At 50.3% G+C, this 14,826-nt stretch carries 16 protein-coding genes; 15 read left to right on the top strand and 1 reads right to left on the bottom strand.

Features of this window, described 5'->3' with window-relative positions; genetic code table 11:
• Positions 1 to 3: 3 nt before the first annotated feature.
• The 4 genes from truA (at position 4) to GT1_RS15960 (ending at position 2,350) form a co-directional block, all read left to right on the top strand.
• Entirely contained in the window at positions 4 to 741 is a 738-nt protein-coding gene (gene truA, locus GT1_RS15975; protein WP_188399571.1) for a tRNA pseudouridine(38-40) synthase TruA, read from the top strand.
• A 247-nt stretch (positions 742 to 988) separates the two neighbouring features.
• Entirely contained in the window at positions 989 to 1,426 is a 438-nt protein-coding gene (rplM, locus tag GT1_RS15970; RefSeq protein ID WP_188399570.1) for a 50S ribosomal protein L13, read from the top strand.
• 23 nt (positions 1,427 to 1,449) lie between these two features.
• A complete protein-coding gene (rpsI, locus tag GT1_RS15965) occupies positions 1,450 to 1,842 on the top strand; it encodes a 30S ribosomal protein S9 (protein WP_188399569.1) in 393 nt (130 codons plus the stop codon).
• A gap of 274 nt (positions 1,843 to 2,116) precedes the next feature.
• Positions 2,117 to 2,350, top strand: a complete 234-nt coding sequence (locus GT1_RS15960) for a hypothetical protein (RefSeq protein WP_188399568.1) — start codon at positions 2,117 to 2,119, stop codon at positions 2,348 to 2,350.
• A 99-nt stretch (positions 2,351 to 2,449) separates the two neighbouring features.
• On the opposite strand, the gene GT1_RS15955 is transcribed toward GT1_RS15960, so the two are convergent.
• Entirely contained in the window at positions 2,450 to 3,241 is a 792-nt protein-coding gene (locus GT1_RS15955; protein WP_223226303.1) for a transglycosylase domain-containing protein, read from the bottom strand.
• A gap of 107 nt (positions 3,242 to 3,348) precedes the next feature.
• Here GT1_RS15955 and GT1_RS15950 point away from each other — a divergent pair, with 107 nt between their 5' ends.
• The 11 genes from GT1_RS15950 (at position 3,349) to argH (ending at position 14,791) form a co-directional block, all read left to right on the top strand.
• On the top strand, positions 3,349 to 4,065 hold the full coding sequence (locus GT1_RS15950; protein ID WP_188399567.1) for an N-acetylmuramoyl-L-alanine amidase: 717 nt from the start codon (positions 3,349 to 3,351) through the stop codon (positions 4,063 to 4,065).
• A gap of 34 nt (positions 4,066 to 4,099) precedes the next feature.
• Positions 4,100 to 4,933, top strand: a complete 834-nt coding sequence (gene amrB / locus GT1_RS15945; RefSeq protein WP_188399566.1) for an AmmeMemoRadiSam system protein B — start codon at positions 4,100 to 4,102, stop codon at positions 4,931 to 4,933.
• Positions 4,934 to 4,945: 12 nt separating this feature from the next.
• The gene (gene amrA, locus GT1_RS15940) at positions 4,946 to 5,464 is read left to right on the top strand and encodes an AmmeMemoRadiSam system protein A (RefSeq protein ID WP_188399565.1); all 519 of its coding nucleotides are present in this window, start codon (positions 4,946 to 4,948) and stop codon (positions 5,462 to 5,464) included.
• Positions 5,465 to 5,474: 10 nt separating this feature from the next.
• Complete coding sequence (amrS, locus tag GT1_RS15935) at positions 5,475 to 6,491, top strand: AmmeMemoRadiSam system radical SAM enzyme (protein ID WP_308507634.1); 1,017 nt, start codon at positions 5,475 to 5,477, stop codon at positions 6,489 to 6,491.
• A 136-nt stretch (positions 6,492 to 6,627) separates the two neighbouring features.
• A complete protein-coding gene (gene argC / locus GT1_RS15930) occupies positions 6,628 to 7,668 on the top strand; it encodes an N-acetyl-gamma-glutamyl-phosphate reductase (RefSeq protein ID WP_188399564.1) in 1,041 nt (346 codons plus the stop codon).
• A 65-nt stretch (positions 7,669 to 7,733) separates the two neighbouring features.
• Positions 7,734 to 8,945 carry a bifunctional glutamate N-acetyltransferase/amino-acid acetyltransferase ArgJ gene (gene argJ, locus GT1_RS15925; protein WP_188399563.1) on the top strand — a complete coding sequence of 404 codons (1,212 nt, stop codon included), beginning with the start codon at positions 7,734 to 7,736 and terminating at the stop codon, positions 8,943 to 8,945.
• 62 nt (positions 8,946 to 9,007) lie between these two features.
• A complete protein-coding gene (gene argB / locus GT1_RS15920; RefSeq protein WP_188399562.1) occupies positions 9,008 to 9,913 on the top strand; it encodes an acetylglutamate kinase in 906 nt (301 codons plus the stop codon).
• 16 nt (positions 9,914 to 9,929) lie between these two features.
• Positions 9,930 to 11,096, top strand: a complete 1,167-nt coding sequence (locus GT1_RS15915; protein ID WP_188399601.1) for an acetylornithine transaminase — start codon at positions 9,930 to 9,932, stop codon at positions 11,094 to 11,096.
• Between the two features lie 26 nt (positions 11,097 to 11,122).
• Positions 11,123 to 12,058: an ornithine carbamoyltransferase gene (gene argF, locus GT1_RS15910; protein WP_188399561.1), complete on the top strand. Its 936-nt coding sequence runs from the start codon at positions 11,123 to 11,125 to the stop codon at positions 12,056 to 12,058.
• Between the two features lie 101 nt (positions 12,059 to 12,159).
• Positions 12,160 to 13,383, top strand: coding sequence for an argininosuccinate synthase (locus tag GT1_RS15905; RefSeq protein WP_188399560.1), 1,224 nt, complete (start codon positions 12,160 to 12,162; stop codon positions 13,381 to 13,383).
• Complete coding sequence (gene argH, locus GT1_RS15900) at positions 13,376 to 14,791, top strand: argininosuccinate lyase (RefSeq protein ID WP_188399559.1); 1,416 nt, start codon at positions 13,376 to 13,378, stop codon at positions 14,789 to 14,791. The genes GT1_RS15905 and argH overlap by 8 nt, the downstream gene beginning before the upstream one ends.
• Positions 14,792 to 14,826 lie beyond the last annotated feature (35 nt).

Below are 14,826 nucleotides of genomic sequence, written 5' to 3'. Positions count from 1 at the left end.
CCTATGAGAAACATTAAGCTCATACTGGCTTATGACGGCACCGCCTATCACGGCTTTCAACGGCAAGCCAACGCCATGACCGTTCAGCAAATAGTAGAGGAGCGGCTTGCCAGGCTGTTCGGCCACCCGTTAAAACTTACCGGTTCAGCCCGGACCGATGCTAAGGTGCACGCATATGGCCAGGTTGTCAACTTTTATACTCAGGGCACCATTCCCGCCGAACGCATTGTCTTGGCGGCTAAAGGACTGCTGCCGCCGGATATTGTCGTTGTTGACGCTGCCGAAGAAGCTCCCGGGTTTCATGCCCGCCGCTCAGCCACAGGAAAAGTTTATCGCTACCGGCTGTTAAATACGCGGTTGGCAAATCCGTTTGAGCGGAATTATGCCTGGCATATTTCCACCAGGCTTGATGCGCCCCTGATGCACGAGGCGGCGCAAGCGGTTGTCGGTACGCATGACTTTTCCGCTTTTCGGGCAGCCGGGGGAGCGCCGGTAAGCCCTGTGCGCACCATTATGGCGGCAACCTGCCGTGAGGTTGGGGCTTGTGGCATTGAATTTGAATTTTGGGGTACAGGCTTTTTATACCATATGGTGCGTAATCTGGTTGGGACGCTGGTAGAGGTAGGTGGACACCGCCGGACCCCTGAGGATTTTGCCAGGGTACTGGCAGGCGGCGACCGCCGCGCTGCAGGCATTACCGCACCGCCCCAGGGCTTGTATTTAATAGAAGTTAAATACTAGTCCGGCAAGCCCAAATCCATGGTGTTATTAGTCCTTCAGCCGTTGGTTTTCGACTTGACAGACGGCCAGTCCAAAATAATTTTGTTCTGCCAAGGCGTAGCCCTTGACATCAACCCGCTAATTTATTACAATAGCGTTATGAGATTTTTGCCATGCATTCCATTAGCCCCGGAATTCAAGGTTTAAACAATCATAATTTAGTCAAGCTTTAAACATAGTCCTTTAGCTTTTACGAGGAGGATAGACAATGAAAACTTTTATGGCAAACCCGGCCGACATCCAGCGTAAATGGTATGTCGTGGATGCCGAGGGCCAAACCCTTGGTAGACTGGCCGTTGAAGTCGCGAAAGTTCTTCGCGGCAAAAATAAACCGACCTTTACTCCCCATGTTGATACAGGTGACCATGTGATCGTGGTTAACGCGGACAAAGTGGTCTTTACCGGTAAAAAACTGGAACAGAAAACTTATTTCCGTCATTCCGGTTATCCTGGTGGAACCACTTTCACCACTGCCGGTAAAATGCTGGCAACCAAACCGGAACGTGTTATTGAAATAGCTGTTAAAGGCATGCTGCCGAAGAACAGCCTGGGACGTCAAATGTACCGTAAACTGAATGTTTACGCTGGACCTAACCATCCGCATTCCGCGCAACAGCCGGAAGTGCTGGAACTTAATATTAGGTAATACCGGAAAGGAGGAACATATATATGGCATTGGTTACTTACTACGGCACAGGCCGCAGAAAAACCTCGGTTGCCAGAGTTCGTCTGGTTCCGGGAGAAGGCAAAATCATCGTGAATCAGCGTCCGCTGGACGAATATTTTGGTTTAAAAACTCTTGAGCTTATCGTTACTCAACCCCTGAACGTTACCGATACTGTCGGTAAATATGATGTTTTGGCAAAGGTTGAGGGCGGCGGTGTATCCGGTCAGGCTGGCGCAGTCCGCCATGGCATTGCCCGCGCACTCTTAAAGATCGACGGTGAATTCCGTCTGCCACTGAAAAAAGCCGGTCTCTTAACCCGTGACCCGCGCGAAAAAGAGCGTCGTAAATACGGCCTCAAAAAAGCGCGTAAAGCTTCTCAGTTCTCCAAGCGTTAATATTGCCGCAAAATCCTGCCAGTCAATCTGGCAGGATTTTTTATTCTGATTTGCATAATAGCGGCCCGTAATGCTGACGGTTGAGGGGACCGTGCGGCTGTTTTTTTCTGCTATATTAATATTTTCTTGTGCATATGGGTAAAAAATGTTTATAAAGTTGTACTAATGATGTAATATGTTAGATAAGAAATAGGACCATAGACGCAACCGGTGAAAGCATGCACTTCATGTGGACGAAAAAAGCCCGGCAATAGCCGGGGAAAGGGGGGCAAATATGGAACGCAAACTTAAAAAGGCCCTATTGTCTACCATTGGTAATTATAACACTCTGCTTAAACAGTTGGATGATCCCGCGATAACACCGGCGAGGACAGCAGAATTAATGGCGGCAAAAGCTGCATTGCTTCAAGTATTGCAGCATTTTGCCAACGCCGAATACCTTGAATGCATTGATGGACAGTGGCGGATTAAGGTTATTGTTGTAATGGACCGCAGTATAGACAGCTGACCGTATCCTTTGGGGTGCGGTTTTTTCAGTTAACGCGCCTCAGCAGAAGTACGGTTGTAACGGAAATAGTAAAGGTCCGGCGTTTTTTGCCGGACCTCTTTACTTAGCCAATAGAATTGGCGTTAACTTGGCTTCCTGGGCTTGTGACGGGCCAATATAGCTGTTGCGGGCCATAGCTGCCAGTACAACGGCCTGTCGCTGCTTAGCGGCGGTAAAATCGACATACGGTGATGTCAGTGACGGGGCGTTAGGCAGTCCGGCCAACAGGGCACATTCGGCTAAATTCAGGTGAAAGGGAGGTTTGCCGAAATAAATGGCAGCAGCCTCACCAATACCATAAGCACCGGAGCCGAAGTAGATGGTGTTGAGATACATTTCCAGAATTTCTTCTTTGGAATAGCGCATTTCCAGCGCAATGGCGAGGACAAATTCCTCGGCTTTGCGGACCAGTGTCCGTTCATGGGTTAAAAATAAATTCTTGATTAGCTGCTGCGTAATGGTACTGCCGCCTTCTGTAAATGCCCCGGTTTGTACATTAACCAGTGTGGCCCGGAAAATGCCTTCAATATCGAAGCCCATATGATGATAAAACCGGCTGTCTTCAACGGCAATGATGGCCTGCTGCATGGGCAACGGTATATCAGACAGGCGGACATAGGTACTTTTATCCAGTTTGGCATCAACGGCGCTCTTCAGAAAGATTACCCGATGCACCCGTTCCCAGGCGCTGCTAACCTCTGCTGCCGTTTCAGCCGCTCCTGCCGGGAGAATATTGATTTTCGGCATAGACGAACGCAGCAAAAGCTCACCGCCGGCCCAGAAAAAGGTTACGGCAAATACTATGGCTAATAAGGCTGCAATCCGTCCTACTCGTAACCGCTTAGTTTTCAAACGTATCACCCCTAAAGGTTTAAGCTATTCCTACTCTTTATTTTAGCATGTAATTGCCTGGTAGAGAATACAGTGTAAGTAGAGTGGCGGAGAAGGTGGCGATAAAAATGCGGCTATGGGCAGTGAGACGCCAGCGATTATTGCATGCGGTGGTATTTAGTATTGCCGTAGTGGTATTAAACCTCCTGACATTACGGTACCTTGTGGTGGATGACATTGAGAATGCCAATTTAGCGGTACTTGCAGGCAAGACGATTGCTATTGATGCCGGCCATGGGGGCATTGATGACGGAGCTAAATGGAATGGTATTGAAGAAAAGAATATAAATTTGGCCATTGCCCTTAAAGTTGCACAAGTCGTAGCTGCCAACGGCGCAACCCCCGTGTTTACCCGTGAGGGAGATATTGACTTTTATACCCGGGGTAAAGGCGGCAAACGCAATGACATCTTAAAACGGGTTGAAATTATCGATAGTTCCGGTGCCAATGTTTTTGTCAGCCTGCATTGCAATGCCATTAAAGGCACGAATTGGTCGGGTGCCCAGGTATTTTACAATCCTAAGCTTGCCGGCAACAAACAATTGGCCGAAACCATGCAGCAAGCGCTAAAGAATTTTCCCCCTGGCAATAAACGTCAAGTTAAGCAGGATTCTGACATTCTTATATTGAAATCTGTTAATACACCCGGAGTGCTTATTGAAGCGGGTTTTATCAGCAATCCGGCAGAAGCGGCGCAGTTAAACAGCGAAGCGTACCAGCAAAAACTGGCTGAGTATATTGCCAAAGGACTTGCGTATCATTTCAGCCAGAATGTGGGAAGATAAGAAGCATGCGTAATACCGAAAAGGGAGAGATTCTATGGATAATTTGGTTGGCTGTGCGTTCATGCCGCACCCGCCACTGATGATCCCGGAAGTGGGAAAAGAGGAATTGGCGCGGATTAAGGAAACCGTGGAAGCGGCTGTCCGGGTATCTGAAATGCTAAAAGAGGCCAATCCGCAAACGGTTGTTATCATTACGCCGCATGGGCCGGTATTTGAAGATGCCGTCACCGTCAGTATTCATCCCCGCCTCAGGGGCAGTATGGCACAATTTGATGCACCTGATGTGACACTTGGCTTTGAGACAGATAATCTGCTAATTAAACATATAATCCGCAACTCGCAGCGGCTGGGCATCAATTTGAATGAGCTGACCGATGCGGTGGCGAAGAACTATCGTATTTCACTGCACCTTGATCATGGCGCTTTTGTCCCGCTTTACTATTTGGCCAAAGCCGGGTTTAAAGGCCAGATTGTGCATTTATCCATAGGTATGCTGGCCTATGAGGAAATGTATACCTTTGGCAAAGCGGTTCAGGCGGCTATCAGCCATATGGACAAACGGGTAGTCGTCATTGCGTCAGGTGACTTATCGCACCGGCTTACACCCGATGCTCCGGCCGGCTATAGTCCTAAAGGGGCTGAGTTTGACCGCCAGCTGGTAGCGGCTTTGGAAAATGCCGACGTTAAAGCGCTGCTCAATCTGGATGAAAACCTGATTGAAGAAGCCGGACAATGCGGACTCAGACCGGCTTTCTTTCTGATGGGGGTTATGGGCGGGCTGGACGCCGAAAAGGTCGTATCCTCTTATGAAGGCCCGTTTGGTGTGGGGTATGCTGTTGTGGCTTATAAAATCAAAGGGAAAAGATAGGAGGTTGTTGCCATGCGTTCATCACCAAGCGCGCCGGTGCGATTGGCCCGGGAAAGCCTTGCCTATTATCTGGAACATGGCCGCCTGCTGGACAAGCCGGCAGAGCTTTCCGCGGAATTGTGCAGACGGGCGGGAGTGTTTGTTTCCTTTAAAAAAGCCGGCCAACTGCGCGGCTGTATTGGCACTTTTGCTCCTACCCAACCGACTGTTGCCGAGGAAATTATTCAGAATGCCGTTAGTGCCGGCACAGAGGACCCCCGGTTTAACCCCATCTCGCCAGGTGAATTGGCTGACCTCGAAGTTTCGGTAGATGTATTGGAGGCACCGGAGCCGATTGAGAGCATGGACGTGCTTGACCCCAAAACCTATGGGGTTATTGTGCGCAAGGGACGGCGCTCCGGCTTGCTGCTGCCTGACCTTGCAGGTGTGGATACAGTTGCCGAGCAGGTAAGCATTGCGATGCAGAAGGCCGGGATCAGGCCGGAAGAAGAAATTGAGTTATACCGTTTTACCGTAACCCGGTATATATAGCTGGCGGCAGGTGAAAACAGTGTATGAGGCGCTTCATTACCAGCAGCAGGGACAAGCGGTGCTTTGCCGTTTATGTCCGAAAAGCTGCACCATTACAGAGGGGCGGACAGGGTTTTGCCGGGTTCGCCAAAATACCGGCGGTAAACTCTATAGTCTAAATTATGCGCAGGTTACAGCCCAGGCACTTGATCCTATCGAAAAGAAACCCTTATACCATTTCTACCCTGGCAGCAGGATATTGTCACTTGGCACCTGGGGCTGCAACCTTGCCTGCCAATTTTGCCAGAACTGGCATATTGCCCAGGCGCAGCCGCCGGTGACAATGCTTGAGCCGCAGGCAGCGCTCGACTTAGCCCTCCGGCTTGCTAACCAGGGCAATATTGGGATTGCTTATACCTATTCTGAACCTGGCGTGTGGTATGAATACATTATGGATACTGCCCGGCTGGTACAAGCGGCAGGACTACGTAATGTGCTGGTCACCAACGGCTTTATCCAGGAGCAGCCGTTAAGCGAGCTGCTGCCGTTTATTGCTGCTATGAATATTGATGTTAAAGCGTTTACCAATGATTTTTATCAACAACTATGTGCCGGACAGTTAGCGCAGGTTAAACGTACGGTGGAGCAGGCAGCCGGACAATGTCATATTGAAATTACCACCTTATTGGTGCCAGGTCTTAATGACACGGCAGCCGAGATAGCCGCTCTGGCCGAGTGGCTGTCAGGCATAAGCGCCGATATACCCTTGCATCTTTCCCGGTACTTTCCCAGCTACCGGCTGGAAGCGCCGCCAACGCCGCTCAGCACACTGCAGCTAGCCTATAAAACAGCCCGTAAATACCTGAACTATGTATATATCGGCAATGTTGGCGGTGACGGTATGAATACCTTCTGCCCGGAATGCGGCTATAAAGTCATTGACCGCGCCGGTGGCTGCAGTTGTTTGACAGGCCGGGACAACGGCACCGACAAAGCATGCCCCCGCTGCGGGCGCAGTATATGTATTGCCGGAGATATTCGATTTTAGGAGGCTGGTGTTACTTATCTGTAGCCTCTTTTTTCTTATGGATTTTTTTAGTCTAACAAAGTGTATACATGAATACGAAAATACTTGCATTATTATTCAAATGTGATGTATAATTATTTATAAAGGAGCGAGGTTCATGAAAATAAGTATTGTGGGAGCTACCGGCTATACAGGCGCGGAACTGCTCCGTCTGCTGGCAGCCCATCCGGTTGCCGAAATTTTATATATTACCTCAGAAAGCCAGCCAGATACACCTATTCATGAGATATATCCCCACCTTACCCGTTTTTGTGAAAAAAGGCTGGCAAGCTTGGCTGATTTAGAAACAATCGCGACCGAGAGTCAAGTGATTTTTATCGGTTTGCCGCATGGGCATGCCATGGAGGTAGGCCGCAAAGCCACCGCGATAAATCCCCATGTAAAAATTATTGACCTTGGCGCCGATTATCGCTTTAAAAATTTTGACATATATGAACAATGGTACAAAGTACCCCATACCCACAGGCAAGCGCAGGCCGTGTATGGCCTGACAGAACTAAACCGCAGCCAGGTTAAGCAGGCCGCCATTGTCGGCAACCCGGGCTGCTATACAACAGCCAGCATTCTGGCCTTGGCGCCGCTGGTAAAAGCCGGCCTTATCGATTTGCGATCCATCATCATTGATGCCAAATCAGGTGTATCCGGTGCCGGGCGGGGCCTGAGCCTGGGTTCGCACTTTACCGAGCTGTTCGAAAGTGTCAAAGCCTATAATGTTGCCGGTCATCGCCATACGCCGGAGATTGAAGCCGTACTGGGAGAACTGGCAGGCCAGGAACTGGTGATAAACTTTACTCCCCATCTGATTCCGGTGGCCAGAGGCATACTGAGCACCTGCTATGCCCAATTGCAGGACGGGGTAAGTCCTGAAGCCGTTGATGCAGCCTACAGCAGCCTGTACGGCGATGAATATTTTGTGCGTCTGCTGGGACGGGGCGGTTATCCGGTTACCAAGAATACCCGTGGCACTAATTTCTGCGACCTGGGCTGGCATGTCGACAAACGGACCGGCAGGGTCATTGCTATCGCCGCCATTGACAACCTGGTAAAGGGCGCGGCCGGTCAGGCAATACAGAATATGAACGTTATGTTTGCGATAGAAGAGCGGACCGGCTTGGACAATGCCCCGCTCTACCCGTGATAACACGTAGGCTAACAAAGAGTTTACCACCGAGGGGATACGAGTAGTAACAGGAGGAAGATACCATGCTAACTAAAATTACTGGCGGCATTACCGCGCCACAAGGGTTTACCGCAGCCGGTGTTCACGCCGGCATTAAGAAAAACGGCAAAACCGATATCGGGATGATCTATAGCAAGGTGCCGGCAGCCGGAGCAGCCATGTATACTACCAACAAGATGGCGGCCGCGCCGGTAATTGTTTCGCGGCAAGTCAGCGACCGCGGCAAAATCCGGGCTATTGTCGTCAACTCCGGCTGCGCTAATGCCTGCACCGGCGACCAGGGCCTGCAGGATGCCAGGACCATGGTGCGCGTTGCAGCCAAAGCGCTAAACCTGGATGATTGTGAAGTTCTGGTGGCCTCCACCGGTGTAATCGGTGTCAGTCTGCCAATGGATAAAATTAAATCAGGCATTACCCAGGCGGCTGCCGCCTTATCGGAAAACGGGCATGAGCAGGCCCTGGCCGCGATTATGACAACCGATACGTTTCCCAAGGTTTGTGCCTATGAATTCAACCTTGGCGGCAAGATTTGCAAAATTGCCGGGATTGCCAAAGGGGCCGGCATGATTCACCCCAATATGGCGACAATGCTATGTTTTATTACTACCGATGCCGCTATTGCGCCGGAGGTATTAAAACAAGCGCTTAACCAGGCGGCGGAATTATCCTTTAACATGATTTCCGTAGACGGCGACACCAGTACCAACGATATGGTGGCCGTACTGGCCAACGGTCAGGCCGGCAATACTCTTATTGACTCAGCCGGCAGTCAAACCTATCAGGAATTTTACACCGCGCTCCGAGCGGTATGCACCGAACTGGCCCAGCTTATTGTCCGTGACGGTGAAGGAGCCACCAAATTCCTGGAAATCAACGTCACCGGCGCGGTATCGTTTGCCGATGCCAAGCTGGCGGCCATGGCTATCGCCAAATCGCCGCTGGTTAAGACGGCCTTCTTCGGCCAGGACCCCAATTGGGGCCGGATACTTTGTGCTGTCGGTTACTCCGGTGCAGCAACCCAGCCTGATAAAACTTCATTGACCATTGGCGATTTGACGATTGTGGTCAACGGTCAGGGAGCGGTTGGTTTTGACACGGCTAAGCTCAAAGAAGTCATGGCGGCTAAGGATATTGCCATAACCGTTGACTTAGGGCTTGGCGAAACCTCGGCCACGGTGTGGACTTGCGATTTTTCTTATGAATATGTCAAGATAAACGGCGAATATACTACGTGAGCCGGTGAGCTGGCGCTCTTAAGGTCACGGACATTACTTCAAAATGGGAAAGGGATGATTATATGATTAATTCAGTAGAAAAAGCGGCTGTACTTATTGAAGCCTTACCATATCTGCAACGGTTTTCCGGCAACACGGTTGTCATCAAATACGGCGGCAATGCCATGATTAATGAAGAACTGAAAAAGAGCGTCATGCAGGATATCATTTTCCTTAAATATGCCGGTATCCGCCCTGTCGTCGTCCATGGAGGCGGGCCGGAAATCACCTCGATGCTGAAAGCATTGGGCAAAGAATCTAATTTTGTCAGCGGTCTCAGAGTAACCGATGCCGAAACGGTAGATATCGCCGAGATGGTGCTTGTCGGCAAAATCAACAGCGAAATCGTTAAATATTTAAATTTCCTTGGCGCTAAAGCCATTGGCCTGAGCGGCAAAGATGCCGACCTCATTATTGCAGCCAAGCATTTGGCCAAAGTAAGGGAGAACGGTCAGGTCAAAGAAGTGGATATCGGTTTTGTCGGCGATGTCCTCAAACTCAATACCGGTATTCTCGAAACCCTGTTAGACCAGGGATACATCCCGGTTATTTCCCCGATTGGCGTGGGCAAAGACGGTGCTACCTACAATATTAACGCCGACTATGTGGCCGGAGAACTGGCCGCCGCATTAGGTGCGGAGAAACTGGCCCTCATTACCGACGTGGAAGGCATCTACCGTGACTATAATGACAAGAATTCCTTCGTTTCCACCCTGTCGCTGGCCGAAGCCCAGGAAATGATTAAGTCAGGCAGCATTGACGGCGGCATGATACCCAAAGTGGAAGCCTGCGTAAAAGCCCTGGCAGCCGGTGTAGCCAAGACCCATATTATTGACGGGCGTAAACCCCATTCCCTGCTCTTAGAAATATTCACCACCGAAGGTATTGGTACTGAAGTGGTTAAATATAGGAGGTATATTGGTGGATAAACAAACAGTATTTCATATGGACCAGGAAAATTACCTGCCGGTGTTTGCCCGGTATCAGGTTGTGCTTGAGACTGGTGAAGGGCCTTATGTTTATGATAATGAAGGTAAAAAATATATAGATTTTCTTGGCGGCATTGCCGTCAATGTCTTAGGTCATGCCCATCCCCAGCTGGTGAAGGCCGTGGCCGACCAGGCCGGTAAAATCATTCACTGCTCCAACCTTTACTACACCGAGGAGCAGGCGAGGCTTGCCAAGACACTGGCTGCGCTGAGCGGCCTTGACAAAGTATTTGTCGGCAATAGCGGGGCGGAAGCCAACGAAGGCGCGATAAAATTAGCCCGGAAATACGGCAAGACCATTGCCGCCGACAAGGTGGAAATTATTACTGCCGAACATTCTTTCCACGGACGGACCTTAGCCACTTTGACGGCTACCGGCCAGCCTAAATATCAAAAAGGCTACGAGCCGCTGCCTGGCGGGTTTAAACATGTTCCGTTCAATGATATCGCAGCTCTTAAACAGGCTATGTCTGATAAAACCTGTGCCGTAATGCTTGAGCCCATACAAGGGGAAGGCGGCGTAAATATTCCTGATCCGGATTACTTTACCGAGGTAAGAGCCCTGTGTGATACCTATGGCGCCCTGTTAATCCTGGACGAAATTCAGACAGGGATGGGACGGACCGGCAAAATGTTTGCCTATGAGCATCTTGGCATTAAGCCTGATATTGTTACTTTAGCCAAAGGGCTGGCCGGCGGTGTGCCGATTGGTGCCTTTATTGCCACAGATAAAGCCGCCGCTGCCTTTGGCCCCGGCGACCATGGTTCCACCTTTGGCGGCAATCCGCTGGCCTGTGCGGCAGCCAATGCCGTGCTGAAGGTTATTGAGGACGAAAAACTGCTGGACAATGCACAGGCAATGGGTGAATATCTTGTCACTAAACTTAATGCACTTAAAGACAAATATCCGGCCCTCATCACTGCGGTGCGCGGCAAAGGCCTGATTGTCGGCGCCAAACTCACCCGGCCTGGTCGTGAAATTGTAAATGAGTGTATGCAACAAGGCGCTATTATCAACTGCACGGCCGGCGATGTGCTCCGGTTTGTGCCGCCGCTCAATATAACCAAAGCGCATGTGGACGAAGTGATGGACATATTGGATGCAGCACTGGCAGCTGTTTAACTTTACTATGGGGGAGTGTTTAGCGAATGAGTCTTAAAGGAAAAGACTTTCTATCAATACATGATTTGACGGTTGATGAAATTTATCAGATTCTGGACTTTACCAAAGTCCTGAAAGCCAAACAAAAGGCGGGAGAACCGCATCAGCTCTTAAAGGGCAAGACCCTGGGCATGATCTTCCAAAAGGCGTCTACCCGCACCCGGGTATCATTTGAAGTCGGCATGTGGCAGCTTGGCGGGATGGCTTTGTTCTTATCCTCCAACGATTTGCAAATTGGCCGGGGGGAGCCGGTCAAGGATACCGCCCGCGTCTTATCCCGTTATCTTGATGGCATCATGATCCGCACATTTTCTCACCTGGAAGTTGAGGAACTGGCTGAATATGCCAATATCCCGGTTATCAATGCGCTGACAGACCTCTTGCATCCCTGTCAGGCCATGGCTGATATCTTTACTGCCATTGAACACAAAGGCGAGGACTTAAAGGGACGCAAACTGTGTTATATCGGTGACGGCAACAATATGGTCAATTCACTGCTCCATATTTGCGCTAAAGTCGGTATGGATATCAGTGTTGCCACACCACAGAACTATGCGCCAGATGCTGTCATTGTCGAGCAGGCTGCCGCCATTGCCAAAACGTCAGGCAGCAAAATCACCATCCTGGATGATCCCTTTGCCGCCGCCAAGGACGCCGATGTACTCTACACCGACGTGTGGGCCAGCATGGGCCGGGAAGGCGAGCAGGCCATCCGCAAGCAAGCTTTTGCCGGTTTCCAAATCAACAGCTCCATCATGCAAGTGGCCAGGAAGGATGCCCTTGTTATGCACTGCCTGCCGGCACACCGTGGCGAGGAAATTACCGACGATGTGATTGAAGGTCCTAATTCGGTGGTGTTTGATGAAGCCGAAAATCGCTTGCATGTGCAGAAAGCTATTATGGCATTGTTGATGGCTGATTAGGTGGCAATTCACCGCAAGATATAGACATTCATACCTGATTCGGTGTAAACTTTATCATAGGGAATTCAAGAAACCATATAGACAGTAGGAGGCAATACATAATGAGTGATATTAAAAAAGTAGTACTGGCCTACTCCGGCGGCCTGGACACCTCGGTTATTATCCCCTGGCTGAAAGAAAATTATGGCTGCGAAGTCATTGCGATGTGCGCTGATGTTGGTCAGGGCGACGAACTGGCTCCTGTCCGGGAAAAAGCCATTAAGTCCGGTGCCAGCAAAGTATATATTGAAGATTTAACGGCAGAATTTGTCGAGAGCTATGTTTGGCCGACGCTGAAGGCAGGCGCCGTGTATGAAGGCAAATACCTGCTGGGTACTTCCTTTGCCCGCCCGATTATTGCCAAGGCGATGGTTGACGTGGCCCTGAAGGAAGGCGCAGACGCCATCTGTCACGGTGCTACCGGTAAAGGCAACGATCAGGTGCGGTTTGAGCTGACCGTAAAGGCACTGGCTCCGCATCTCAAGATTATTGCTCCCTGGCGGGTATGGAACATCCGCTCCCGTGAAGATGCCATTGACTATGCGGAAAAGCACGGTATTCCGGTGCCTGTTACCAAGGCGCGTCCTTACAGCATGGACCGCAACATCTGGCACCTGAGCCATGAGGGCGCCGACCTGGAGAACCCGGCGAATGAACCGAAAGACGATGTATATATGATCACTACTCCGCCGGAAAAAGCGCCAGATACCCCGCTCTATATCGAAGTTGGTTTTGAAAAGGGTATTCCCGTATCGGTTGACGGCGTAAAAATGGATGCCGTAAGCTTATTGACCAAACTTAACGACATCGGCGCCGCCAACGGTATTGGTATTGCCGATATCGTAGAAAACCGTCTTGTCGGGATGAAATCCCGCGGCGTATATGAAAATCCCGGCGGATCGATCCTCTACTATGCTCACCGCGAACTGGAATATCTGACCCTTGACCGTGCTACCCTGCACTACAAAGAGCAGATAGCCATCAAATATGCCGAACTGGTGTATGACGGCATGTGGTTTGCCCCGCTCAGAGAGGCGCTGGACGCTTTTGTCGATTCCACCCAGGAAAATGTTACCGGTACTGTCCGCTTGAAACTGTACAAAGGCAATATCATGAGTGCCGGCTCGCAATCACCGTATTCACTGTATAACGAAAAAATCGTAACCTTTGGCGATAGTAAAGAATTATATAACCATGGCGATGCTGAGGGCTTTATCAATCTGTTCGGCCTGCCGCTCAAAGTAAGAGCCATGATGAAAGCAGAGGCCAAGAAAAACAATGAGTAAACTGTGGGGCGGACGTTTCGCCAAAAGTACGGATGTGATGGTGGAGGAGTTTACCTCCTCCATTTCTTTTGATAACCGCATGTACCGCCAGGACATTGCCGGCAGCATGGCCCATGCCCGGATGCTGGCCAAGTGCGGTATAATCAGCCATGAAGATGCAAAACTTATTATTGACGGCCTGCAAGGTATTCTGGCCGACATTGAGGCCGGCAACTTCAGCTTCGAGGTTTCCCTTGAAGATATCCACATGAATATCGAAAAGCGCCTGACCGAACGCATCGGCCCGGCTGGCGGACGGCTTCATACCGCCCGCAGCCGCAATGATCAGGTGGCGCTTGACACCCACATGTATGTGCGTGAGCAAGTGGCTGAGATTGCCGGATTGTTATTTGAGCTTGAGCAGGCTGTACTGGATACCGCCGAGAAATATCCGGACGTAATCATGCCCGGTTACACTCACCTGCAGCGGGCGCAGCCGATTTTGTTCTCCCATCATATGATGGCTTACTTCTTCATGTTTGAACGTGACTTCCGGCGTCTCAAGGGTGTGTGGGAATCTGCCGATATTATGCCGCTGGGAGCCGGGGCGCTGGCCGGTACTACTTTTCCCATTGACCGGGAAGCCGTTGCCCGTGAACTGAAGTTTGGCCGCATCTATGAAAATAGTCTGGATGCTGTCAGCGACCGCGATTATATTCTGGAGTTTCTTTCCTTTGCCTCCATTTTGATGATGCATTTAAGCCGCATTAGTGAAGAAATCATCCTCTGGTCGTCCACCGAGTTTTCGTTTATTGAGCTGGATGACGCCCACTGCACCGGTTCCAGCATTATGCCGCAGAAAAAAAACCCGGATGTCGCCGAACTGGTACGGGGTAAAACCGGACGCGTGTTTGGCCATCTGATGGCTATGCTGACAGTGGCAAAAGGTTTGCCGCTGGCGTACAACAAGGATTTGCAGGAAGACAAGGAAGGCCTGTTTGATACTATTGATACCGTGAAATTCAGCCTGACAGTATATGCCGCCATGCTGCGCGGGATGAAGGTCAATGTGAGCGCCATGCGGCAGGCGCTCAGGACCGACTTTTCCAATGCTACCGATATGGCGGATTATCTGGTTAAGAAAGGCTTGCCCTTCAGGCAGGCTCATGAGGTTGTCGGCAAATGCGTGGCCTATTGTTTAAGTGAGCAAAAAACGCTCACCGACTTAACTCTGAAGGAGTTCGAGCAATTTTCCCCGTTATTTGCCGCCGACATTATCGATGCGATCTCGGTGGAAACCTGTGTGGCCGCCCGTAATTCCATGGGTGGTACATCGCCCACTCAGGTAGGACACGCAGTAACTATTGCTAAGTCTATCCTGGAAAAACAACAAAAACACCTTGACATGTATACAAAAATCACTCTATAATAACCATAAATATACAACCCAAGGAGGCCTGTTAA

It is taken from the genome of Sporomusa sp. GT1 (assembly GCF_014634905.1).
In the GTDB taxonomy this organism is placed as follows: Bacteria; Bacillota; Negativicutes; order Sporomusales; family Sporomusaceae; genus Sporomusa; species Sporomusa sphaeroides.
Note: the sequence above shows the minus strand (reverse complement) of the source record. Positions and strands in the feature narration are given on the sequence as shown.